This window comes from Pseudomonas sp. GM80, from assembly GCF_000282515.1.
GTDB lineage: Bacteria > Pseudomonadota > Gammaproteobacteria > Pseudomonadales > Pseudomonadaceae > Aquipseudomonas.
Genome location: NZ_AKJD01000063.1, coordinates 121,665 through 144,520, shown reverse-complemented (window position 1 = coordinate 144,520; position 22,856 = coordinate 121,665). Strand labels below are relative to the sequence as shown.

The following is a 22,856-nucleotide window of genomic DNA, read 5'->3' as shown; positions in this document are numbered from 1 at the left end:
TGATCGACTACAAACCCTGTGGGAGCTGGCTTGCCAGCGATGGCGTCCGAGAGGACGCCGCAGTTACAGAACCTGGCGCAGGAAGGCCTGAGCCCTCGGATCCTTCGGTGCATCGAAGAATTCCGCTGGCGCGGCATCTTCGAGCAATTTGCCGTGATCGAAAAACAACACCCGATCCGCCACTTCCCGAGCAAAACCCATCTCGTGCGTGACGCAAACCATGGTCATGCCTTCCACGGCCAGGTTCTTCATCACGTCCAGCACCTCACCGACCATTTCCGGGTCGAGCGCCGAGGTCGGCTCGTCAAACAACATCACCTTCGGCTCCATCGCCAGCGCCCGGGCAATTGCCACGCGCTGTTGCTGACCGCCGGACAGGCGTGACGGAAACTCGTTGGCCTTCTGTGCAATACCGACTTTCTGCAGCAACTCCATCGCCTTCGCCTCGCGCTCTTTCTTGCCGCGCTTGCGCACGACTTTCTGCGCCAGACAGAGATTTTCCAGCACGGTCATGTGCGGGAACAGGTTGAAATGCTGAAAGACCATGCCGACTTCGCGGCGGTAGGCGTTGACGTCGGTTTTCGCGTCGGCCAGTTGCAGGCCGTCGATGCTCACCGAACCGGAATCGAATTCTTCCAGGCCATTGAGGCAACGCAGGAAGGTCGACTTGCCGGAACCGGACGGGCCGATCACTACCAGCACTTCGCCCTTGGCCACCGTGGTACTGACGTTATCCACCGCGCGCACCACTTGCCCACGGGTGTCGAAGACTTTTACCAGATCGCGGACTTCAATCACTTTGCGCGAGCCTCCGCTCAAGCCGGCTGGCGATTTTCGACAGCGGCAGGTTGATCAACAGGTACAGGCCGGCGACGCAGAACAGGATTTCGAACGGCGAGAACGAGGTGGTGATGACTTCACGGCCACTTTTCAGCAGTTCGGTGATGGCGATCACCGACACCAGCGAGGTGTCCTTGACCAGACTGATGAACTGCCCCGCCAGCGGTGGCAGCACGCGTTTCAGCGCTTGCGGCAGCACCACGTGGCGCATCGACTGACCGGCACTCAGGCCGAGGGAGCGCGCCGCTTCGTTCTGGCCACGGGCGATCGATTGCACGCCAGAACGAATGATCTCGGCCACGTAGGCGCCGGTGAACAGCGACAGCGCAGCGATCCCGGCGAATTCGCGGGACAGGTTCATCACCGTGCCGATGAAGAAGTAGAAAATGAAAATCTGCACCAACAACGGCGTGCCGCGTACCAGTTCGACGTAGATGGTCGAGAGGTCGCGCAAGGTCGGGTTGTTGGACAGACGGCACAGGCCGGTGACCAGGCCGATCAGCAATCCCAGAATCCCCGACACCACCGACAACCAAAGCGTCGTCCACAGGCCCCACAACAGCGGCCCTGCCGCCCAATGGCGAGTGACACCCACGACGTCGCCTTCGGCCACATCGTCGCCCTGAGCGAATTGCAGGCTGTTCTCGTCGACAGTCAGGTGCTGCTCGTCACCGGCGTCGTTGCGCAGGGTGACTTGCGCGCTGCTGCCCTTGCGCACGAGTTCAGTGACGGTGGAAATGTCCGTGGCACGCTGGGTTTCTTCAGCCTGATAGGCGAAGTACTGCGGCACGCGGTTCCAGCGCCATTCGTAGGACATCAGCGACGTCGCGTAATACAACGCGACGGCGAGGCCGACCAGCACCAGCACGGTGAGGACGTGCCAGGGCCATTGGGCTTTTTTCTGTTTCATTGCAGGTTCTCGGATGATCGTTCCCACGCTCTGCGTGGGAATGCCGCTCGGGACGCTCTGCGTCCCTGCCTGATCGTGACGCGGAGCGTCACAGGATGCGTTCCCACGCAGAGCGTGGGAACGATCAGCAGATGCACGTTATTCCATGTCCTTGAGCCACTCGGTGCTCTTGAACCACTTGTCATGGATGCGATCGTAGGTGCCGTCTTCGTGGATCTGGTGCAGGAAGTTGTTGATGAAGTTGATGCTGTCGTAATCGCCCTTCTTCAGACCAAACGCCAATGGCTCGTAGGTGAACGGCTTGTCGAGGAACACCAGTTTGCCGGCGCCGACCTTGGTCACCGCAACAACGTTGTACGGGGCGTCGTAGATAAAGGCGTCAGCCTTGCCGTTGACCACGTCGAGCACGGCTTCCTGCTCGTTGTCGTAGCCGTGGTACTTGGCTTTGGAGATCAGCTTCTTGGCAACCATTTCACCGGTGGTACCGAGCTTGGAGGTGATGCGGTAGTCCGCGGTGTTCAGGTCTTTGTAGGACTTGATGGTGCCTTCCAGCTCTTTGCGGATCAGCAGGGTCTGGCCGACAACGATGAATGGTTCGCTGAAATTCAGGCGCAGGTTGCGCTCCTGAGTCAGGGTCATGCCGCTGCCGATCATGTCGAATTTGTCAGTCATCAGCGCCGGGATGATGCCGTCGTAACCGGTGGAAACCAGCTCCAGTTTGACGCCCATGGCCTTGGACATGGCTTTGAGGATGTCGACTTCGAAGCCGATGATTTCGCCGCGCTTGTTGGTCATTTCGAACGGCATATAGGTCGGATCCATACCGACTTTCAACGTGCCACGCTTGACCGCGTCATCGATTGCGCCAGCCTGGGCCGCATTGACTGCAACCAGTGCCGTGACGCCGACCAGCAGCATCGACAGATACTTCTTCATCTTCAAGTCCCCAAAACCATTGCGTTTGCGGCGCGAAAACCAACAGAGACGGGCAAAAAAGCCCGGGTGCGCCAATTCGGGGAAGGATGCTAACGCACTCGTCCGTTTGCACAAGGTTTTTTGCCGGGAATTGTTGTTACGGGGAGGGATTGAAAAGCAAAAGATCGCAGCCTCCGGCAGCTCCTACAGGTGTTCACATAATCCTGTAGGAGCTGCCGAAGGCTGCGATCTTTTTATCAGGCTGGCTGAACCTGCATGTTCACCGGTTGCAACGGCAACAACGGCGCATGCGGATCGGCTTTCACCGAAGCGCGCCAGGCATCCAGCCACTCGGCGTGACCTTCCGCCCAGACCTGCTCATGCAAACGTGCCAGGGCAACAGGGTCGCTCAGCAGTTGCAGACGATCATGGTTGTTCAGCCCGGCCGGGCCGACCTTGATCGCGTGACGTACACGCTCCTGACGCAGCCACTCGATCGGTTCAGCCTGACCGTGACGCGAGGTCGCCAGCGAGCACGCCAAAGCGTTCTGCTGAGGATCGACCACCGCGCGGACGAAGCCGTCGTTTAGAGCGTGGTAACGATTTTCATGGGTGTACTGATCGGTAGCCAGCAGCGCCTGTGGCGGATTGTATTCCTCAGGGATGAGGAACAGGCTCTCGTCACGGGACTTCAGGCCCAGGCCGACACGGCTGGAGATCACCGACACCGGGATCGACAGCATCAGCGAACCGACGATTGGCACCAGCCACCAGAGGAAGCTCGGGTTCAGCCAGATCACCAGTAGCGCCCAGCAGAAACCCAGCAAAGTTTGCGGGCCGTGGCGTTTGACCGCTTCGCTCCAAGGCGTCGAGTCGTCGTCACGTTGCGGCGAGTTCCAGGTCGCGGCCCAGCCGAGGAACGCAGCCAACACGAAACGCGTGTGGAAAATCATCCGCACCGGCGCCAGCAGCATGGAGAACAACATCTCCAGCAGCATCGACAGGGTCACCTTGAACTTGCCGCCGAACTCTTTCGCGCCCTTGGCCCAGATCAGGATGATGCTCAACAGTTTCGGCAGGAACAGCAGCACGATGGTCGTCGAGAACAGCGCGATCGCCTTGTCCGGGTGCCATTGTGGCCACAGCGGATAGAGCTGACGCGGTTCGAGGAAGTACTGCGGCTCCATCAGCGTGTTCACCGCCAGCAGCGCAGTCGACAACACCAGGAAGAAGAACCACAACGGCGCCGACAGGTACGACATCACGCCGGTCAGGAACACCGCGCGGTGCACCGGGTGCATGCCTTTGACCAGGAACAGACGGAAGTTCATCAGGTTGCCGTGGCACCAGCGACGGTCACGCTTGAGTTCGTCGAGCAGGTTCGGCGGCAGTTCTTCGTAGCTGCCCGGCAAGTCGTAGGCAATCCACACGCCCCAACCGGCACGGCGCATCAGCGCGGCTTCAACGAAGTCGTGAGACAGAATCGCACCGGAGAAGGCACCTTTACCCGGCAACGGCGCCAAGGCGCAGTGGTCGATAAACGGCTTCATGCGGATGATCGCGTTGTGACCCCAGTAGTGGGATTCACCCAACTGCCAGAAGTGCAGACCGGCGGTAAACAACGGACCGTACACGCGGGTCGCAAACTGCTGCATGCGCGCATAGAGAGTGTCCATGCCCGACGCACGCGGCGCGGTCTGGATGATCCCGGCGTCCGGCGTGGCTTCCATCAAGCGCACCAGACTGGTCAGGCACTCACCGCTCATGACCGAGTCAGCGTCGAGCACGACCATGTACTTATAGTCACCGCCCCAACGACGGCAGAAGTCGTCGAGGTTACCGCTCTTGCGTTTTACCCGACGGCGGCGGCGGCGATAGAAGATCTTGCCGAAACCTTTGGCTTCGCGGCAGACGTCCAGCCAGGCCTGTTGCTCGGCGACACAGATATCGGTGTCGTTACTGTCGCTGAGAACGAAGAAGTCGAAACGATCCAGATCACCGGTGGCGGCGACCGATTCGAACGTTGCGCGCAGACCGGCGAATACGCGCGGTACGTCTTCGTTGCAGATCGGCATCACCAACGCGGTACGCGCATCTTTGGCAATCGGCTCGTTGCCCGCACTTTTGCCGGAGATACGGTATTTATCGTGACCGGTGAGCAACTCAAGGAAGCCCATCAGCGCCGTCCAGAAACCGGCCGATACCCAGCAGAACAGAATCCCGAACAGAATCAGAATACTGGTTTGCAGCGCATACGGCAGCACTTGCGTGGCGGTTTGCAGCAGCGGCTGGTGCAGAACTTCATCAAGGTCGACGAACGACCAGCCCTGGTACGGCATGATGCCTTTCATGTACCAGCCAGCGACGATGGTCTGGCCGAGCATCAGCACCAGCAGAATGTAGCGGCGAATCGAACCGACGGTACGCCAGCGCGCGGCCGGCAGAACGTTTTCGTCCTTCGGCGGCTGTGGCGGGTTGGTGCGACCGGTCATGCGGCGCCAGCCACGCACCAGAATATTGGTGCGCCACGGTTCCGGTACGACCTTGGTGCGGCGGATCGGCGGCGTCGCCTTCAGGCTGACGCGACCGCTGGCGTCGAGCACCAGCATCTCCGCTTCTTCCAGCTGTTCGGCAGTGCTCAGGACCAGGCGCTTGCCCACCGAAGCCTGGGCGGCCTCGACAGGTGCGTCGAAGGTTGAAGACGACAGGCGTTCATGCAGCTCGCTGAACGACTGGCAGCCCGCGAGTTCCGCGCGCTGCTCGTCGGTCATCGGCAGATGCGCCAGATACTCGGAAAGAGTCTCTGGCTGTACTTGAGAGTTACTCATCGGCAGGCAACTGATAGCTCCAGGTCTCGGTCAGGACTTCTTCAGTCGGTGCCGATTCCGGTGTGGCTGGGGCCGCGTCGGCAGCAACTGGCTGCTTGGCGTCTTTGTTGGCCTTGTCCTTGGCATCTGCAGCTGGCTTGGCGTCGGCCTGTTTGGCCTCGGCAGCCTTGGCTTCCTTGTCGAGTTTCTCTTGTTGCTTGGCGGCAACCTTGTCGGCCTTGGCGACGGACGAGTTGGACGCCGGCACCGATTTCGCCAGATCAGCAGTCACGACTGGCTGAACCAGGGCGGCACGCATCTCGGTCGACTTGCTCGCGTCCTTGATTTTCATCCGCAGGGTCAAGCGCCAGCCTTTGGTTTCCGGGTTGTAGCGCACGCTGTTTTCGACCAGCTCGGCGTTGTCGCCGACGCTGACCTGACTGCGCACGTCGGCATCCGGGGTCAGCGCGGCCAGCGATGGACCTTCGAAGTCGACCAGATACGCAACGCTGCCGTCCGGCTGACGGATCAGGTTCGATTGCTTGACGTCACCGGTCGAACGCAGAGTCTGCGAAACCCAGGCGCTGTCCGGCGCATGAATCGCCGCTTCGTCCATGGTCCAGTGCATGCGGTAAGCGAAGTCCAGTGGCTGACCCGGCTCCGGCATTTTTTCCGGGCTCCAGAACGCAACGATGTTGTCGTTGGTTTCGTCAGCGGTCGGAATCTCTACCAGATCAACGGTGCCCTTGCCCCACTCGCCCTTCGGCTCGATCCAGGCGCTTGGGCGCTTGTCGTAGCGGTCGTCGAGGTCTTCGTAGTGGCTGAAGTCGCGGCCACGTTGCAGCAGACCGAAACCACGCGGGTTCTCGATGCTGAAGTTGCTCACGGCCAGGTGTTTCGGGTTGTTCAACGGGCGCCAGATCCACTCGCCATTGCCGGCATGGATCGACAGACCGCTGGAGTCGTGCAGTTCACGACGGTAGTTGAGGACTTTCGACGGCTGGTTGGCGCCGAACAGGAACATGCTGGTCAGCGGCGCGATGCCCAGTTTGCCAACCTTGTCACGCAGGAACATCTGCGCCTTGACGTCGACAATGGTGTCGCTGCCCGGACGCAGGATCAGGCGGTAGGCACCGGTGGCGCGCGGCGAATCGAGCAGCGCGAAGATCACCAGATGCTTGTCGCCCGGCTTCGGCTGTTGAATCCAGAACTCGCGGAAACGCGGGAATTCTTCGCCCGACGGCAGCGCGGTATCAATCGCCAGACCACGCGCCGAGAGGCCGTAGGTGTGACCCTTGCCGACAACGCGGAAGTAACTCGCGCCGAGCATGGTCATGATTTCGTCTTGCTTGTCGGCCTTGTTGATCGGGTACAGCACACGGAAACCGGCATAACCCAGTTGTTCGGTGGCTTTCGGATCGAATTTCAGGTCGCCGAAATCGAAGCGTGTCGGATCGTATTTGATCTCTTCGACGGTGTTCGCGGTGATTTCGTTGATTTTCACCGGCGTATCGAAGTGCATACCCTGGTGATAGAAGGAAAGTTTGAACGGGGTCTTCTGATCAGCCCACTCAGCCTTTTCGGTGAGGAAGCGGATTTTCTGATAGTCCGCGAACTTCATGTCGCGGAACTCGTTCGGCAGATTGCTGCGCGGGGCTTCGAACTTCTGCCCGGCCAGTTCTTTAGCTTTCGCCGATACATCGTCAAGATTGAACGCCCAAAGCTGGCCGGCGCTGAGCAGGCACAGGAGCGCCGAGCCCGCTACCAGAGCACTTCGCACGCGTTTGGCAGACAATTTTGCTGCATTACAGGGACTAACAATCACGAGCAACCCTCGCCGAAAACAGATCAAAAAACCAACGGCCAGCAAGCCGTCTGTGTGGCCATTTTTGTCAGCTTATTTCGGTTCCAGGGAGTCAGATACTGCGTTGCTGCTCCTCCCCATAGCAAGCTATGAGTCGTCGCAGCGCCTTGTCTCTGACTCCCTGGCCCTCGAAATAATGCTGGCAAAAATGGCCGTACAGACCGCTCATACCAGGTTGGCGAGCATTGTTCCGACTCCGCTGGGGCAAAATGATTCCCCAATCGGATCCGGACAAGTCTCTACCTAAGTCAAAATGGACCAACGAACGCTGATCCCCGTAGCGCGCGATTATCTAGTAGCCCGCATGACAACGCATCAGGGGTAACAAAGTATTTATCGCGAAAAATGCCTGTTTTCAGTCGAAATGCCCTTAAAAAGATGTTTCAAGCGCTTTCAAGTCTGTAACAGGAAGGTTACCGGTCCATCATTGACCAGGTGCACCTGCATATCCGCGCCGAATCTACCTGATGCCACAGTGCCATGCACCTGTTTCGCTTGGCTTAATAGATAGTCGAATAATTCCTCGCCCAGCGCCGGAGGGGCGGCGCTCGAGAAACTCGGTCGCAGCCCGCTTTTGGTGTCGGCAGCCAGGGTGAACTGAGAGACCAGCAGCAACCCGCCACCGACATCGGCGAGGGACAGATTCATCTTGCCCTCGGCGTCGCTGAACACCCGATAGTTAAGCAGCTTATGCAGAAGTTTGTCGGCGCTGGCACGCGTGTCGTCGGGTTCTACCGCCACCAGCACCAGCAAACCTTGATCGACCGCCCCGACTACCTCACCCGCGACTTCGACACGCGCACCGCGAACGCGCTGTAAAAGCCCCTTCATGCTTCTTCGGGCGGCAGGTCGAGCAGACGCCGGGCCATGTTGCCCGCCGCACGCACCAGTGCATCGGTGATGCCCGGTTCGGAAGCGGCGTGGCCGGCATCGCGGATCACCTGCAGTTCGCTGTTCGGCCAGGCTTGATGCAATTCCCAGGCATTGTCGAGCGGGCAGATCACGTCATAACGACCGTGAATGATCACGCCCGGCAGATGGGCGATCTTGCCCATGTCACGAATCAGCTGGTTCGGCTCCAGGAAAGCATTATTGGTGAAGTAGTGGCACTCGATCCGCGCAATCGACAGCGCGCGTTGCGGCTCGGAGAAGCGATCGACCACCAGCGGGTTCGGTCGCAGTGTTGCGGTGCGCCCTTCCCACGTCGACCAGGCTTTGGCCGCGTGCATCTGCGCGATCTGGTCGTTGCCGGTCAGGCGTTTGTGGAAAGCGCTGAGCAGGTCGTCGCGCTCGTCCAGCGGAATCGGTGCGATGTAGTCCTGCCAGTAATCGGGGAACAGACGGCTGGCACCGGCCTGATAGAACCACTCGATTTCCTGCGGACGGCAGAGAAAGATCCCACGCAGAATCAGACCGTGGACACGCTCAGGGTGGGTTTGCGCGTAGGCCAGCGCCAGGGTCGAACCCCACGAACCGCCGAACAGCACCCATTTGTCGATGCCCAAATGTTTGCGGATGCGCTCAAGGTCGGCGACCAGATCCCAGGTGGTGTTGTTTTCCAGGCTGGCGTGCGGCGTGGAGCGCCCGCAACCGCGCTGGTCGAAGGTGACAATGCGATAGAGGTTCGGATCGAAATAGCGACGGCTTTGTGCGTCGCAACCGGCGCCGGGGCCGCCGTGGATGAACACAACCGGCAAACCCTCCGGTGAACCGCTTTCGTCGACATACAGCGTATGGGTGTCATCGACAGCCAGATCGTGCCGGGCGTGAGGTTTGATCTGCGGAAACAAAGTCTGCATTGCGCGCTCCGTAAAGGATCGAGGTCATCCCTGGGGGGACATCTATTATTCTGCCGTTGGGCATCATAAACCCGATTTACGTCAATGAGCATGCTCAGGACATGAATCAAAACTTGCTCCTTTGTAGGAGCTGCCGAAGGCTGCGATCTTGATCGTTCCCACGCTCCGCGTGGGAATGCAGCCCGTGATGCTCCGCATCACTGGACGCGGAGCGTCCCAAGAGGCATTCCCACGCAGAGCGTGGGAACGATCAAGAAGATCAAAAGATCGCAGCCTTCGGCAGCTCCTACAGGGTGAGTTAGCCGCGGTAGTGTTTTTCGCCCCAGGCCAGATAGTGCTGCAGCAATTCCTTGAGTACCACCCGCGTTGGCTCGGCCAGGTCGGGGCGATAGCGGAACGGTTCGAACTCTTCCATGTAGGTGCTCTGGCACAACTCCAGCTGCACCGCGTGGATGTTCTCGGCCGGGTTGCCGTATTGGCGGGTGATGTGGCCGCCCTTGAAGCGGCCGTTGAGCACGTGGCTGTAATCGTCATGGCGCGCGCAGATCGCTTCCAGTTGCGTAGCGAGCTGCGGATCGCAACTGGCGCCGTTGAACGTGCCGAGGTTGAAATCCGGCAGTTTGCCGTCGAACAGGTGCGGGATGATCGAACGGATCGAGTGCGCATCGAACAGCAGCGCATAACCGAACTCGGCCTTCATCCGTGCCAGCTCTTGCTGAAGGGTGCGGTGATAGGGCGTCCAGATTTGCTCCAGATATGTCGCACGCTCTTCGTTCGAAGGTTCGTGCCCTTCGCGGAACAACGCAATGCCATCGAACAGCGTCGCCGGGTACAGCCCGGTAGTGGCGCCGGTGTACAGCGGTTTATCGTCGGACGGTCGATTGAGGTCGATGACGAAGCGCGAGTACTCGGCAGCCAAAGTACTGGCGCCCAGTTCTTCAGCGAAATCGTACAGCTGCGGAATGTGCCAGTCGGTGTCCGGCAGGCTTTTCGCGTCCGCGATCAATCCGGCCTCGACCACCGGGGTCAAGCGCAGGCCCGCATGCGGCATGCTGATCAGCAACGGCACGCGGCCTTGTTGGAAATTCAGAACCTTATCCACAACCGCTCTCCTACAGATTTGATTCGACGCCGTGACGCACGACGCGTTTGTCCAGATCACCACCCAGCCAATAGGCCAGGTCCGCCGGACGATCGATGTGCCAGGCGACGAAATCCGCAACCTTGCCGACTTCCAGCGAACCATGGGTGTCGGCCATGCCCAGTGCTTGCGCGGCGTGAATGGTGGCGCCGGCCAAGGCTTCTTCCGGGGTCATGCGGAAACAGGTGCAAGCCATGTTCAACATCAGCCGCAACGACAGCGCCGGCGAGGTGCCGGGGTTGAGGTCGCTGGCGATGGCGATCTTCACTTTGTGTTTGCGCAGGGCGTCCATCGGCGGCAACTGGGTTTCGCGCAGAAAGTAGAACGCGCCCGGCAGCAGCACTGCGACGGTGTCGGCTGCAGCCATGGCGATGGCGTCGGCCTCGTCCATGAACTCCAGATGATCGGCGGACAACGCCTTATAGCGCGCAGCAAGACTGGAGCCGTGCAGCGACGACAATTGCTCGGCGTGCAGCTTCACCGGCAAACCGAGTTTTTGTGCGGCGATGAACACGCGCTCGACTTGCTCCGGCGAGAACGCCAGGTATTCACAGAAGGCATCCACGGCATCGACCAGGCCTTCGGCAGCCAGTGCGGGCAGCATTTCCTTGCAGATCAGCTCGATGTATTCGTCGGCGCGATCCTTGTATTCCGGCGGCAACGCGTGGGCGGCCAGACAGGTGCTGCGTACGCTGATCGGCAGCTCTTTCTGCAGACGACGGATGACCCGGAGGATCTTGCGCTCGTTGACCAGATCGAGACCGTAGCCGGATTTCATTTCAACCGTGGTCACGCCGTCGCGCATCAGGCTTTTCAGGCGTTTGGCGGCGCTGGCGAACAGCTCGTCTTCAGTGGCTTCGCGCGTCGCGCGCACGGTGCTGGCGATGCCGCCGCCGGACGCTGCGATCTCCGCATAGCTGACGCCTTGCAGGCGTTTTTCGAATTCGCCGCTGCGGTTGCCACCGAACACCGTGTGGGTGTGGCAGTCGATCAGGCCGGGAGTGACCCACGCGCCTTGCAGGTCATTGACCGCCGGGTATTCGCCGGACGGCAATTGATTGCGCGGGCCGATCCATTCGATGAGCGCACCGGACGTCACGATGGCCGCATCCTCGATGATCGAGTAGACGCCTTGCGCCATGGTTGCGACGTGGCAGTGTTGCCAGAGGGTTTTCATCCCAAATCCTCGTCTTGTGATCGTTCCCACGCTCTGCGTGGGAATGCAGCCCGTGACGCTCCGCGTCACTGGACGCGGAGCGTCCCTTGAGGCATTCCCACGCGGAGCGTGGGAACGATCAGTGGGTGGGTTACAAACTAGGCAGCAACTTCGCCGGAACCAGATCCGTCAGGCAGCGCGAAGCCAACAGCTCAGTCGCCGCATTGATGTCCGGCGCAAAGAAGCGGTCCTTCTCGTAAAACGGCACTTCCTTGCGCAAAATCGCCCGCGCCTGCTCCAGCTTCGCCGAAGTCTTCAGGCCGTTACGCAAATCCAGCCCCTGCACCGCCGCCAGCCATTCCACCGCGAGAATCCCGCGGGTGTTTTCGGCCATTTCCCACAGACGTTTGCCGGCCGCAGGCGCCATGGAAACGTGGTCTTCCTGGTTGGCCGAAGTCGGCAGACTGTCCACCGAATGCGGATGGGACAGCGCTTTGTTCTCGCTGGCCAACGCCGCTGCCGTCACCTGCGCAATCATGAACCCGGAGTTCACCCCGCCATTGGCCACCAGGAACGGCGGCAGCTGCGACATGTGCTTGTCCATCATCAGCGAGATGCGACGCTCACTCAGGGAGCCGATTTCGGCGATGGCCAACGCCATGTTGTCAGCAGCCATGGCCACCGGTTCGGCGTGGAAGTTACCGCCGGAAATCACGTCGCCCTCAGCGGCGAAGACCAGCGGGTTATCAGAAACGGCGTTGGCTTCAACCGCGAGCACTTCAGCAGCCTGACGGAACTGGGTCAGGCAAGCGCCCATGACTTGCGGCTGGCAGCGCAGCGAGTACGGGTCCTGAACCTTCTCGCAGTTCTGGTGCGAGTCGGACACTTCGCTGCGCTCACCGAGCAGATCACGGTAAGCCGCAGCGGCGTCGATCTGACCTTTCTGGCCACGCGCGGCGTGAATGCGTGCGTCGAACGGCGAGCGCGAACCCAGTACAGCTTCAACGGTAAGGCCGCCCAGCGCCAAAGCACCGGCAAAAAGGTCTTCACCTTCAAACAGACCACGCAATGCAAACGCGGTGGAAACCTGCGTGCCGTTGAGCAGCGCCAGACCTTCTTTAGCCGCTAAAGTCAGCGGCGTCAGGCCGGCGACTTTCAGCGCTTCAACAGCCTCCATCCACTCACCCTTGTAGCGCGCCTTGCCCTCGCCCAGCAGCACCAGCGACATATGCGCCAACGGCGCCAGGTCACCCGACGCGCCCACCGAACCTTTCAGCGGAATGTGCGGATAGACCTCGGCATTGATCAGCGCGATCAGCGCATCGATCACCACACGGCGAATGCCGGAAAAGCCACGGCTGAGGCTGTTGACCTTGAGCACCATGATCAAACGCACCAGCTCATCGCTGATCGGCACGCCAACACCGGCAGCGTGGGACAACACCAGCGAGCGCTGCAGGTTTTCCAGGTCTTCGCTGGCAATGCGCGTCGAGGCCAGCAGGCCGAAACCGGTGTTGATGCCGTAGGCGGTGCGGTTCTCGGCGAGGATCTGTTCAACGCAAGCGACGCTGGCTTCGATCTGCTGCGATGCGCTGTTGTCGAGAGTCAGCTTGACCGGGTTCTGGTAGACGTCACGCAGTTGGGCCAGGCTCAGTTGGCCGGGAATCAGGTTCAGCGCAGTCATTTTGTGCTCCTTTTGAGAGTTTGTTATTAACTCGCCAGACGCTCCGGAGATGTCCGTTGTCCGTCGCGTCTCGCCTTTTGGGGAGTCGCGCCTTGGCACGCTGGCGTGGGTATTTTTCAGTGCAAATTCGGTAAAACGTTGTGCAGCAGATTCGGGGCTTTCAACACGCTCGCAGCGGCAGCGATATCCGGCGCCAGCCAGCGATCCTGATCGTAGGCCGGGACTTTTTCGCGTAGCAGTCGCCAAGCGATATCGGTGCCCGCGCCGAAGCGTTGTTCCTTGAGGAATTCAAACGCCTGCGCCGCCAGCAGATATTCGATGGCGAGGATCTGCGTGCAGTTTTCCAGCGCGCGATGCAGCTTCAGCGCGGCGTTGGTGCCCATGCTCAAGTGGTCTTCCTGCAGACCCGAAGTGATGTAGTTGTCGAGCACCGCCGGTTGCGCCAATTGACGGTTTTCCGCACACAGCGACGCGGCGACGTACTGGACGATCATCATCCCCGAGTTCACTCCCGGATTGGCCACCAGAAACGCCGGCAGACCGCTGACGTGCGGGTTGACCAGACGATCGAGTCGACGCTCGGCAATCGAGCCGATTTCGGCCATGGCAATCGCCAGCAAATCGGCCGCCATCGCCACCGATTGGCCGTGCGGGTTGGCTTGCGACATCACCCGGAAATTGTCCGGCGTACCCAGCAACAGCGGGTTATCGGTGCAGCCATTGAGTTCGGCTTCGACCTGTTTGATCGCATGATCGAGTTGATCGCGCGCGGCACCGTGTACCTGCGGGATCGAGCGGATACTCAGCGCATCCTGCGTACGAATGCCTTTGCTCGACGCAATCACTTCACTGCCGTCGAGCAACGCACGCAGATTGATGCCGACCTGTTGCATGCCCGGGTGCGGTTTCAACGCGATGATCTCAGCGTCGAACGCGTCGATCTGGCCGCGCTGGGCTTCAAAACTCATTGCGCCGATGACGTCGGCCCATTGCACCAGACGCGTGGCATCGGCAATCGCCAGACAGCTGAGGCCGGTCATGCACGGCGTGCCGTTGACCAGGCACAAGCCGTCTTTTGCGCCGAGCTGCACCGGTTGCAGGCCTTCCTCGGCCAACGCTTGTTGTGCGCAAATAATCTGCCCGCGATAGCTGACATTGCCGACGCCGAGCAGCGTGATGCCAATGTGCGCCATGTGCGTCAGGTAACCGACCGAGCCTTGCGACGGCACTTGCGGGGTGATGCCACGATTGAGCAGCGCCAGCAGCCCTTCGACGACCCGGCGATGCAGCCCGGATTTGCCGTGGCTGTAGTTGTGAATGGCGGCGCAGATGATCGCGCGGGTCTGCTCGTCGGCGAGTACCGGGCCGACGCCGCAGGCATGGCTGAGCAAGGTGTTGCGCGAGAGCTGGCTGAGTTGTTGGTCTTTAAGCGAAACATTGGACAAACCACCCAGGCCGGTGTTGACGCCATAAGCGCGCTCACCGCTGGCGACGATGCGCTGGACGATGGCCTGGGCGTTTTCGATGCGCGCCCAGGTGTCGCTCGACAATTCGAGATGCGCGCCGTGACGGGCGACGGCGACCACGTCCTGCCAACGCAAGGGGCTGCCGGTGATAACGATTTTTTCAGCCTGGGACATCTAAAACCTCAACCTTAATATTGATGCAGCTTCACCGGCCTCATCGCTGGCAAGCCAGCTCCCACAGGATCTTCAGTGTTCACACAATCTCTGTAGGAACTGGGCCTGCCAGCCCTCATTGTTCACACAACCCCTGTGGGAGCTGGCTTGCCAGCGATAGGGCCAGTCAGTGCACTGCATAATTCAGATCAAACCACCGCAGCACGCCGCTGAACGAATCGGTCAACGTACTCATCCGCCGGCGAATGCAGGATCTCTCTCGGCGTGCCGACCTGAATCAACTTCCCATCCTTGAGAATCGCAATGCGGTTGCCGATACGCACCGCCTCATCGAGGTCGTGAGTGATGAAGACGATGGTCTTGTGCAAAGTCTTTTGCAGCTCCAGCAACTGATCCTGCATCTCGGCGCGGATCAGCGGATCCAGCGCACTGAACGCTTCGTCCATCAGGATGATGTCGGTGTCTGCCGCCAAGGCGCGGGCCAGACCAACACGCTGGCGCATGCCGCCGGAGAGCTGGTGCGGGTATTTGTTTTCGTAGCCCTTCAGGCCCACGGTGTTGATCCAGTGCAGCGCACGTTCCGCGCACATTTGCTTGCTCTCGCCGCGCACCTTCAGGCCGTAGGCGACGTTGTCGAGTACGCTCTTGTGCGGCAACAGGCCGAAGCTCTGGAACACCATGCTGATCTTGTGCCGGCGAAACTCGCGCAGGGCGTCCATGTCGTATTGCAGGATGTCCACACCGTCGACGAGGATCGCGCCGCTGGTCGGGTCGATCAGCCGATTGAAGTGACGCACCAGCGTCGATTTGCCGGAGCCGGACAGGCCCATGATCACGAAGATTTCGCCGGTGCCGATGCTCAGCGACAGGTCGTTCACGCCGACCACGCAACCGGTCTCGCTCAGCACCTGATCCTTGGTCTTGCCCTGGCCGACCATCGCCAGTGCGTCCTTGGCGCGGTTGCCGAAAATCTTGAAGACGTTTTTGACTTCGATCTTGCTCACGGTTGCGTTGCTCATTTGCTCACCTCATGCCGTGGCCGACCGTACGCCTGAGTAATGCGGTCGATGACCACTGCGAGAATCACGATCGCCAGACCGGCCTCAAGGCCACGTCCAACGTTGAGGGTCTGAATCCCCACCAGCACATCTTCACCCAGGCCTCGGGCGCCGATCATCGAGGCGATCACCACCATCGACAAGGCCATCATGGTGGTCTGGTTGATCCCGGCCATGATGCTCGGCAGGGCCAGTGGCAATTGCACACCGAACAGTTGCTGCCAGCGGTTGGCGCCGAACGCGTTGATCGCTTCCATCACTTCGCCGTCAACTTGGCGGATGCCCAGATCAGTCAGGCGAATCAACGGCGGCGCGGCGTAGATCACCGTGGCGAAAATCGCCGGGACCTTGCCCAGACCGAACAACATCAGCACCGGGATCAGGTACACGAAACTTGGCATGGTTTGCATGATGTCGAGCAGCGGCATCAGCACCGAACGCAGGCGATTGCTGCGTGCCGAAAGAATCCCCAGCGGGATGCCGATCAGCACCGAAATGATCGTCGCGACCATCATCAGCGCCAGTGTCTGCATGAGTTTGTCCCACAGGCCGACCGCGCCGACGAGGAACAACAAACCGACGATGACCGCAGTGGTCACCACTTTGCGCGTGGCGTGCCAGGCGATCACACCGACGATCGCCAGCATCAGCCACCACGGCGCTGCGCGCAGCATGCCTTCAAGGTTGACGATGGCCCACAGCAGGGTGTCGGAGATGTGGCGGAACACATCACCGTAATTGGTGACCAGCGAATCGACCCAACCGTTGACCCAGTCGGCGATGGAAAAGGTAAAGCTCTCGGGAAACATAAGCGGCTCTCAATCAGAAATCTCAAATCAAGCGTTTACGGCATATCTCCCGGCCTGCCTCTCGGTTGGCCGGGAGGTATCGACCTACAGCGCCGCGTCGATTTTCTTGGCAGCGTCGTCACTGACCCACGCATGCCAGACCTCAGGATGTTCCTTGAGGAAGATTTTCGCCAGTTTCGGCGACTCGATACGTTCCTTGGCCATGCGTCCCAGGTTCTGGTTCAGCAGGTCGATCGGCAGGTTGACCTTTTCCAGCACGGCGACCAGTTCCGGGGCTTCGTCGTGGAAGGTCTTGGACAGGCCGACCTTGATGCTCACGGACTTGTCGACGCCGGGTTTTTCTTCGAGTTTGACCAGGTCAACCTGGCCCATCAGCGGGGTTGGCGACCAGTAGTAGAACAGGATCGGCTCGCCACGCTTGTAGCTCGACAGCACCGCCGCATCCAGCGCCGGGCCGGTGCCTGGACGGAAGTTGGTATAGCTGCTTTCGAGGCCGTAGCTTTTGAGCATTTCGCTGTTATCCAGCTCGCAGGTCCAGCCGGCCGGGCAGTTGTAGAAACGGCCCTTGGAAGGCTCTTCGGCGTCTTTGAACACGGCGGCGTATTTGCCCAGGTCAGCGATGTTTTTCAAGTCCGGGGCTTTCGGTTCCAGCTTGCGTTTGGCATCGCCTTCGATCACGTAGCGCGGCACGTACCAGCCTTCGACAGCGCCCACCACAGGTGCGCCGACACCGACGACCTTGCCGGCCTTCTCGGCCTTGTTCCAGACCTCGCTGCGGCCGACCCACTCTTCGGCGAACACTTGAATATCGTTGCTGCTCAGGGCGTTTTCCATGGTGATGGAGTTGCCCGGCAAACTGTCGGTCTTGCAGTCGTAGCCTTTCTCCAGCAACACTTGCAGGACGTCGGTCAGGAGCATGCCGCTTTCCCAGTTCAGCCCGGCGAATTTCACCGGTTTGCCCGATTCGCACCAGCCGGCGGCTTGCGTCGCGCCGGCACTGGCCAGCAGGCCCATGGACAGCAATGTGGTCAGCAGGGTCTTGTTCGATTTCATTGTTGTGACGCTCCTAATCATGAATTGGCTTACGGCAGTCAAGAGGCATCCAGCCCTGTCCACGTCCAATCAGGCCTGCGCCGCAGCGCGACCGGCCCCGCTTGTTTTAGGTTGTACAACGCTGTTCTGCTCGACCGGCAGAATCAGTTGATCGGGCACCGCGCTGTGCCATTTTTTTGCGCACACGTAGTAAACGACGGCCGGCAGCACCAGGCCGATGATCCAGGAGATATCCACATCACCGAGGGCCGCCACCAGCGGGCCGGTGTAGAACTTGGTGGAGATGAACGGCAACTGCACCAGCACACCGAACACGTAGACGCTGATGCCGAGCAAGTTCCAGCGACCGTAGCGACCGTTCGGATCGGCCAGCGCCGGTACGTCGTAACGCTCACGGGTGATGCAGTAGTAGTCGACCAGATTGATCGCGCTCCACGGGGTGAAGAACGCGAGCAGGAACAGGATGAAAGACTTGAAGGCACCGAGGAACGAGTGCTGACCGAGCAGCGCGATCAGGGTCGCCGCGCCAACGATCACCAGCACGAACACCAGACGCTGCATACGCGTAACGGTCAGGTGACCTTTGAAACCACTGATGATGGTCGCGATGCACATGAAGCTGCCGTAGGAGTTCAGCGTCGAGATGGTCACCTTGCCGAATGCGATGCTGAAGTACAGCAGCGCAGCGGTGGCACCGGTGCCACCCAGACCGACGATGTAGGCAACTTCGTGACCGGCGAACTGGCCGTTGGCCGAAGCCGCCGCGAACACGCCGAGGATCATCGCCACCTGCGCGCCGACCACTGAACCGGCACCGGCGGCGAAGAAGGTTTTCACCGCCGAGGTATTGCTCGGCAGGTAACGGGAATAGTCAGCCACGTAAGGGCCAAACGCGATCTGCCAGGAGGCCGCGAGCGACACCGCGAGCAGGAAGCTGCTCCAACTGAAATGACGGATTTGCAGGAGTGCGCCGACGTCGGTCTGGCTCATCAGACGCCAGAACAGGAAGACGAAAGCGATCACGCCAATGACGCTGGCGACACGGCCGATCCAGTGGATCACCCGATAACCGAGCACCGTGACTACCACGATCACGCTGGCGAAAATCAGGATGCCGACGCTGTCGCTGACGCTAAACAGTTGGCCCAACGCCTGGCCGGAAAGCACGGTACCGGTCGCGGTGAAACCCAGGTACATCAGGCACACCAACACGATGGGAATCGCCGCGCCATACACGCCGAACTGCACGCGGCTGGAGATCATCTGCGGCAGGCCGAGTTTCGGCCCTTGCGCGGCGTGCAGCGCCATCACGCCGCCGCCGAGCAATTGACCGATCAACAGACCGATCAGCGACCAGAACACATCACCCCCGAGCACCACGGCCAAAGCCCCGGTGACAATCGCAGTGATTTGCAGGTTGGCGCCCATCCACAGGGTGAATTGGCTGAACAGACGACCGTGTCTTTCCGCTTCCGGGATGTAGTCGATCGAACGCCTTTCGATCAACGGTTTGTTGCTTGCACGATCGGTGTTGACAGCCATGATTCAACCTCTGTGGATTGTTAGATTCTCTGTAGGAGCTGCCGCAGGCTGCGATCTTTTGATCTTGAAAAACCAACATCAAAAGATCGCAGCCTGCGGCAGCTCCTACAGGGCTTTTGCATTTATTTGCCGGTAATCATCGGCAGGTTCAGGCCCTGTTCCTTGGCGCAGTCGATGGCGATCTGGTAACCGGCATCGGCGTGGCGCATAACGCCAGTGGCCGGGTCGTTGTGCAGTACACGGGCAATGCGCTCGGCCGCTTCGTCCGTACCGTCGCAGACAATCACCATGCCCGAGTGCTGCGAAAAGCCCATGCCGACGCCGCCGCCGTGGTGCAGGGAAACCCAGGTCGCGCCGCTCGCGGTATTGAGCAGAGCGTTGAGCAGGGGCCAGTCGGAAACGGCGTCGGAGCCGTCCTGCATCGATTCGGTTTCACGGTTGGGGCTAGCCACCGAGCCGGAGTCGAGGTGGTCGCGACCGATGACGATCGGCGCCGACAGCTCACCGCTGCGCACCATCTCGTTGAAGGCCAGACCGAGCTTGGCGCGCAGGCCCAGGCCGACCCAGCAGATACGTGCCGGCAGACCCTGGAAGCTGATGCGCTCGCGGGCCATGTCCAGCCAGTTGTGCAGGTGCGCGTCGTCCGGAATGAGCTCTTTGACCTTGGCGTCGGTTTTGTAGATGTCTTGCGGATCGCCGGACAGCGCCGCCCAACGGAACGGGCCGATGCCACGGCAGAACAGCGGACGGATGTAAGCCGGTACGAAACCCGGGAAGTCGAACGCGTTTTCGACGCCCTCTTCCTGTGCCATCTGACGGATGTTGTTGCCGTAGTCGAAGGTCGGAATGCCTTGTTTCTGGAATTCCAGCATGGCTTTGACGTGCACGGCCATCGACTGCTTGGCGGCTTTGATCACAGCGGCGGGCTCGGTCTTGGCGCGGGCGCGGTATTCGTCCCAAGTCCAGCCGGCAGGCAGGTAACCGTTGAGCGGGTCGTGGGCGCTGGTCTGGTCGGTGACCATGTCCGGGCGCACGCCGCGCTTGACCAGTTCCGGCAGAATTTCTGCGGCGTTACCCAGCAGCGCGATGGAGATCGCTTTGCCTTCTTTGGTGTATTTGTCGATGCGCGCGAGGGCGTCGTCGAGGTCTTTGGCTTGCTCGTCGACGTAGCGGCTTTTCAGGCGGAAATCGATGCTCACTTGTTGGCATTCGATGTTCAGCGAGCACGCGCCAGCCAGGGTTGCGGCCAGAGGTTGCGCGCCGCCCATGCCACCGAGGCCAGCGGTCAATACCCACTTGCCGGTGAGGTTGTCGTTGTAGTGCTGGCGACCGGCTTCAACGAAGGTTTCGTAGGTGCCTTGAACGATGCCTTGGCTGCCGATGTAGATCCAGCTGCCGGCGGTCATCTGGCCGTACATGGCCAGGCCTTTGGCGTCGAGTTCGTTGAAGTGCTCCCAGCTCGCCCAGTGCGGGACGAGGTTGGAGTTGGCGATCAGCACGCGCGGGGCGTTGCTGTGGGTCTTGAACACGCCGACCGGCTTGCCGGATTGCACCAGCAGGGTCTCGTCGTCATTCAGGTTGGTCAGGCTTTCGACGATTTTGTCGTAGCACTCCCAGTTACGCGCGGCGCGACCGATACCACCGTAAACCACCAGTTCTTTCGGGTTCTCGGCGACTTCCGGGTCGAGGTTGTTCATCAGCATGCGCAGCGGCGCTTCGGTCAGCCAGCTCTTGGCGGTCAGCTTGTTGCCGCGGGCGGCACGGATTTCGACGTCGCGAAACTTAGTCATTTTGTTATCAGTCACGAAAGAGACTCCTCAGCGATCAATTCAAACCAACCCTGGCAGTGGGCAAGCAGCCTGCGCGCTTCGCTGCGCGACAAGCGAATCAGTGGACGCTGCGGAGAGTCTCGAACGACTCATACGCATACGTCTTTACTTGTACATACAAGCATATGCAATCAAGCGGCCAACTTTTTGGAGGGGTGTTCAAGAAAAAATGCGGACGCGGCTGGAGGGCGCCTGAATCAAGGGTTCAGGCGTGGATGAAATATTTCGAGGGTATTGATGGAGGGGGTTGGAGATTGTTTCGAAAGCGAGGTTTTGCGCCACGCTGGGGCGTTCGGTAACAAGTTGGTGCGAGGATGGAAACAGGAAGTGTGAATGCATTTGTGGCGAGGGGATTTATCCCCGTTGGGTCGCGAAGCGGCCCCATTTTTCGATTAGAAGAAGCGGGGCTGCTGCGCAGCCCATCGGGGATAAATCCCCTCGCCACAGGGGGTTTTGGTCAGTTTTGGAGGAGTTCGATTACGCAGCAAGGGGCATTGGTGGCTATTTCGATCAGGCCACTGTTACCGTCCAGTTGCAGGCAATCATGGCGACCGAGTTGCGACGCAGTGTCACCGACCTGCACTTCCAGCAACTCACTGACACTGAACACCAATACCGTCCCCGCCGAGCTGAAGAATCGCTGCTCACCGTCCAACCACTGCAACCGCGCGCTGTAACGCTGCGGCGCATAGATCAGGTTGAAGTCGCGAATCGCGCCACCGAGCAGCGTGCACGACACCTGGCTTTCACCGCTGAAGGCAAACGGGTCGAGCGGTAACAGCGGCCGCGTATCGTCGCCGTCGACGCACAGGGTCATGCCGTCACCCTGCAATACGGTGATCACCCGCTGATAACCGGCGAACGTCGAAAACCCGCCGGACTCGGCGATGTCGGCAATCGACAGGCGCCAGCCGAACCCATCAAGACCAGCGCCCGCATCACGGGTAATTTCTTCAGTGCTGCCGCCGCCGTTTTTCCACGGCATGCGCGGGTAACCCTCAGCGCGTAAAACCTTCACTTCACTCATTTATGAAAGCGACCTTCCAGACGATGACGAGAACCCGGGTGAATCAAACGTGCAGCGGTCACCGGCTGCCGCCCCGACCACGTGCGGCGACGAATCAACAAGCACGGCTCGCCCTTCTCGATCTGCAACAACTTGCACTCGGAGGATTCGGCGAGGATCGCTTCAACCACATGCTCGCCCTCGGTCAGCGGAGCCACTTGGTTCAGATAGGCGTAAGGCGTTTGCAGGGTGAAGTCCTGCTTGAGGTATTCCGGGGCGACCAGCGCGTTGACGAAACGGTCTTCGATTTGCACCGGAATGTCGTTTTCGTAATGCACGATCAGCGAGTGGAAGACTTTCTGCCCTTCACGCATGTCCAGCGCCAGCGCGCGCTCGGAACCGGCGGCCTCTTCTTCGAGGGTGATCACCTGGCAGGTGTGGCGATGGCCACGGGAAGCGATTTCGTCGGCGATGTTGTGCACTTCGAACAACGCGGACTGGCTCTTCGGTTCGGCGACAAACGTGCCGACGCCTTGCATGCGCACCAACAGACCGTCGGCGGTCATCTCGCGCAGCGCGCGGTTGATGGTCATGCGGCTGAAACCGAGTTGATTGACCAACTCGCTTTCGGACGGCACGCGGTAGTGCGGCGGCCAGTTTCCGCTGTCGATCTGCTGGGTGATCATCTGTTTGACGCGGGCGTACAAGGGCGCCGGACTGTCGCCCATGTTCGCGGCCAACGGGGAGACTGGAGGCGGAGTCGGCACGGTTGATCCCTGTTCTTTGGATGAAAGTGGCTAGCT

18 protein-coding genes are annotated in these 22,856 nt (G+C 60.3%); all 18 read right to left on the bottom strand.

Annotation, left to right across the window (positions count from 1 at the left end; all coding sequences use genetic code 11):
* Positions 1 to 63: 63 nt before the first annotated feature.
* Positions 64 to 798: an amino acid ABC transporter ATP-binding protein gene (locus PMI37_RS10775; RefSeq protein ID WP_008080619.1), complete on the bottom strand. Its 735-nt coding sequence runs from the start codon at positions 796 to 798 to the stop codon at positions 64 to 66.
* Positions 791 to 1,750, bottom strand: a complete 960-nt coding sequence (locus PMI37_RS10770) for an amino acid ABC transporter permease (protein WP_008080618.1) — start codon at positions 1,748 to 1,750, stop codon at positions 791 to 793. Before PMI37_RS10770 ends, PMI37_RS10775 begins: the two co-directional genes overlap by 8 nt.
* 138 nt (positions 1,751 to 1,888) lie before the next feature.
* Entirely contained in the window at positions 1,889 to 2,686 is a 798-nt protein-coding gene (locus PMI37_RS10765) for a transporter substrate-binding domain-containing protein (protein WP_007909335.1), read from the bottom strand.
* A 236-nt stretch (positions 2,687 to 2,922) separates the two neighbouring features.
* On the bottom strand, positions 2,923 to 5,493 hold the full coding sequence (gene mdoH / locus PMI37_RS10760; protein WP_008080614.1) for a glucans biosynthesis glucosyltransferase MdoH: 2,571 nt from the start codon (positions 5,491 to 5,493) through the stop codon (positions 2,923 to 2,925).
* On the bottom strand, positions 5,486 to 7,297 hold the full coding sequence (locus PMI37_RS10755) for a glucan biosynthesis protein G (RefSeq protein ID WP_008080613.1): 1,812 nt from the start codon (positions 7,295 to 7,297) through the stop codon (positions 5,486 to 5,488). The genes mdoH and PMI37_RS10755 overlap by 8 nt, the downstream gene beginning before the upstream one ends.
* A gap of 432 nt (positions 7,298 to 7,729) precedes the next feature.
* Complete coding sequence (gene dtd / locus PMI37_RS10750) at positions 7,730 to 8,167, bottom strand: D-aminoacyl-tRNA deacylase (protein WP_008080612.1); 438 nt, start codon at positions 8,165 to 8,167, stop codon at positions 7,730 to 7,732.
* On the bottom strand, positions 8,164 to 9,135 hold the full coding sequence (gene pip, locus PMI37_RS10745) for a prolyl aminopeptidase (protein ID WP_008080611.1): 972 nt from the start codon (positions 9,133 to 9,135) through the stop codon (positions 8,164 to 8,166). Before pip ends, dtd begins: the two co-directional genes overlap by 4 nt.
* Before the next feature lie 298 nt (positions 9,136 to 9,433).
* Entirely contained in the window at positions 9,434 to 10,237 is an 804-nt protein-coding gene (gene hutG, locus PMI37_RS10740; protein ID WP_008080610.1) for an N-formylglutamate deformylase, read from the bottom strand.
* 10 nt (positions 10,238 to 10,247) lie between these two features.
* The gene (gene hutI, locus PMI37_RS10735; RefSeq protein WP_008080609.1) at positions 10,248 to 11,453 is read right to left on the bottom strand and encodes an imidazolonepropionase; all 1,206 of its coding nucleotides are present in this window, start codon (positions 11,451 to 11,453) and stop codon (positions 10,248 to 10,250) included.
* Positions 11,454 to 11,583: 130 nt separating this feature from the next.
* Positions 11,584 to 13,116, bottom strand: a complete 1,533-nt coding sequence (hutH, locus tag PMI37_RS10730) for a histidine ammonia-lyase (RefSeq protein ID WP_008080605.1) — start codon at positions 13,114 to 13,116, stop codon at positions 11,584 to 11,586.
* A 116-nt stretch (positions 13,117 to 13,232) separates the two neighbouring features.
* A complete protein-coding gene (hutH, locus tag PMI37_RS10725) occupies positions 13,233 to 14,756 on the bottom strand; it encodes a histidine ammonia-lyase (protein ID WP_008080603.1) in 1,524 nt (507 codons plus the stop codon).
* A 188-nt stretch (positions 14,757 to 14,944) separates the two neighbouring features.
* The gene (locus PMI37_RS10720; protein ID WP_008080602.1) at positions 14,945 to 15,775 is read right to left on the bottom strand and encodes a quaternary amine ABC transporter ATP-binding protein; all 831 of its coding nucleotides are present in this window, start codon (positions 15,773 to 15,775) and stop codon (positions 14,945 to 14,947) included.
* Entirely contained in the window at positions 15,772 to 16,623 is an 852-nt protein-coding gene (locus tag PMI37_RS10715) for an ABC transporter permease (protein WP_008080600.1), read from the bottom strand. Before PMI37_RS10715 ends, PMI37_RS10720 begins: the two co-directional genes overlap by 4 nt.
* Positions 16,624 to 16,707: 84 nt before the next feature.
* Entirely contained in the window at positions 16,708 to 17,676 is a 969-nt protein-coding gene (locus PMI37_RS10710; RefSeq protein WP_008080599.1) for an ABC transporter substrate-binding protein, read from the bottom strand.
* Between the two features lie 69 nt (positions 17,677 to 17,745).
* A complete protein-coding gene (locus PMI37_RS10705) occupies positions 17,746 to 19,218 on the bottom strand; it encodes a purine-cytosine permease family protein (protein ID WP_008080597.1) in 1,473 nt (490 codons plus the stop codon).
* A 122-nt stretch (positions 19,219 to 19,340) separates the two neighbouring features.
* Complete coding sequence (gene hutU, locus PMI37_RS10700) at positions 19,341 to 21,008, bottom strand: urocanate hydratase (protein WP_162130775.1); 1,668 nt, start codon at positions 21,006 to 21,008, stop codon at positions 19,341 to 19,343.
* Between the two features lie 496 nt (positions 21,009 to 21,504).
* A complete protein-coding gene (locus PMI37_RS10695; protein ID WP_008080590.1) occupies positions 21,505 to 22,074 on the bottom strand; it encodes a HutD/Ves family protein in 570 nt (189 codons plus the stop codon).
* Complete coding sequence (gene hutC / locus PMI37_RS10690; protein WP_162130175.1) at positions 22,071 to 22,781, bottom strand: histidine utilization repressor; 711 nt, start codon at positions 22,779 to 22,781, stop codon at positions 22,071 to 22,073. Before hutC ends, PMI37_RS10695 begins: the two co-directional genes overlap by 4 nt.
* Between the last annotated feature and the right edge of the window lie 75 nt (positions 22,782 to 22,856).

Bases quoted from the DNA above. Each gene is read 5' to 3' on its own strand.
- hutU (WP_162130775.1), bottom strand. From the start codon at position 21,008: ATGACTAAGTTTCGCGACGTCGAAATCCGTGCCGCCCGCGGCAACAAG.
- hutH (WP_008080605.1), bottom strand. From the start codon at position 13,116: ATGACTGCGCTGAACCTGATTCCCGGCCAACTGAGCCTGGCCCAACTG.
- PMI37_RS10770 (WP_008080618.1), bottom strand. From the start codon at position 1,750: ATGAAACAGAAAAAAGCCCAATGGCCCTGGCACGTCCTCACCGTGCTG.
- pip (WP_008080611.1), bottom strand. From the start codon at position 9,135: ATGCAGACTTTGTTTCCGCAGATCAAACCTCACGCCCGGCACGATCTG.
- PMI37_RS10720 (WP_008080602.1), bottom strand. From the start codon at position 15,775: ATGAGCAACGCAACCGTGAGCAAGATCGAAGTCAAAAACGTCTTCAAG.
- dtd (WP_008080612.1), bottom strand. From the start codon at position 8,167: ATGAAGGGGCTTTTACAGCGCGTTCGCGGTGCGCGTGTCGAAGTCGCG.
- PMI37_RS10710 (WP_008080599.1), bottom strand. From the start codon at position 17,676: ATGAAATCGAACAAGACCCTGCTGACCACATTGCTGTCCATGGGCCTG.
- PMI37_RS10705 (WP_008080597.1), bottom strand. From the start codon at position 19,218: ATGGCTGTCAACACCGATCGTGCAAGCAACAAACCGTTGATCGAAAGG.
- hutH (WP_008080603.1), bottom strand. From the start codon at position 14,756: ATGTCCCAGGCTGAAAAAATCGTTATCACCGGCAGCCCCTTGCGTTGG.
- hutI (WP_008080609.1), bottom strand. From the start codon at position 11,453: ATGAAAACCCTCTGGCAACACTGCCACGTCGCAACCATGGCGCAAGGC.
- PMI37_RS10715 (WP_008080600.1), bottom strand. From the start codon at position 16,623: ATGTTTCCCGAGAGCTTTACCTTTTCCATCGCCGACTGGGTCAACGGT.
- PMI37_RS10765 (WP_007909335.1), bottom strand. From the start codon at position 2,686: ATGAAGAAGTATCTGTCGATGCTGCTGGTCGGCGTCACGGCACTGGTT.
- hutC (WP_162130175.1), bottom strand. From the start codon at position 22,781: ATGGGCGACAGTCCGGCGCCCTTGTACGCCCGCGTCAAACAGATGATC.
- mdoH (WP_008080614.1), bottom strand. From the start codon at position 5,493: ATGAGTAACTCTCAAGTACAGCCAGAGACTCTTTCCGAGTATCTGGCG.
- PMI37_RS10695 (WP_008080590.1), bottom strand. From the start codon at position 22,074: ATGAGTGAAGTGAAGGTTTTACGCGCTGAGGGTTACCCGCGCATGCCG.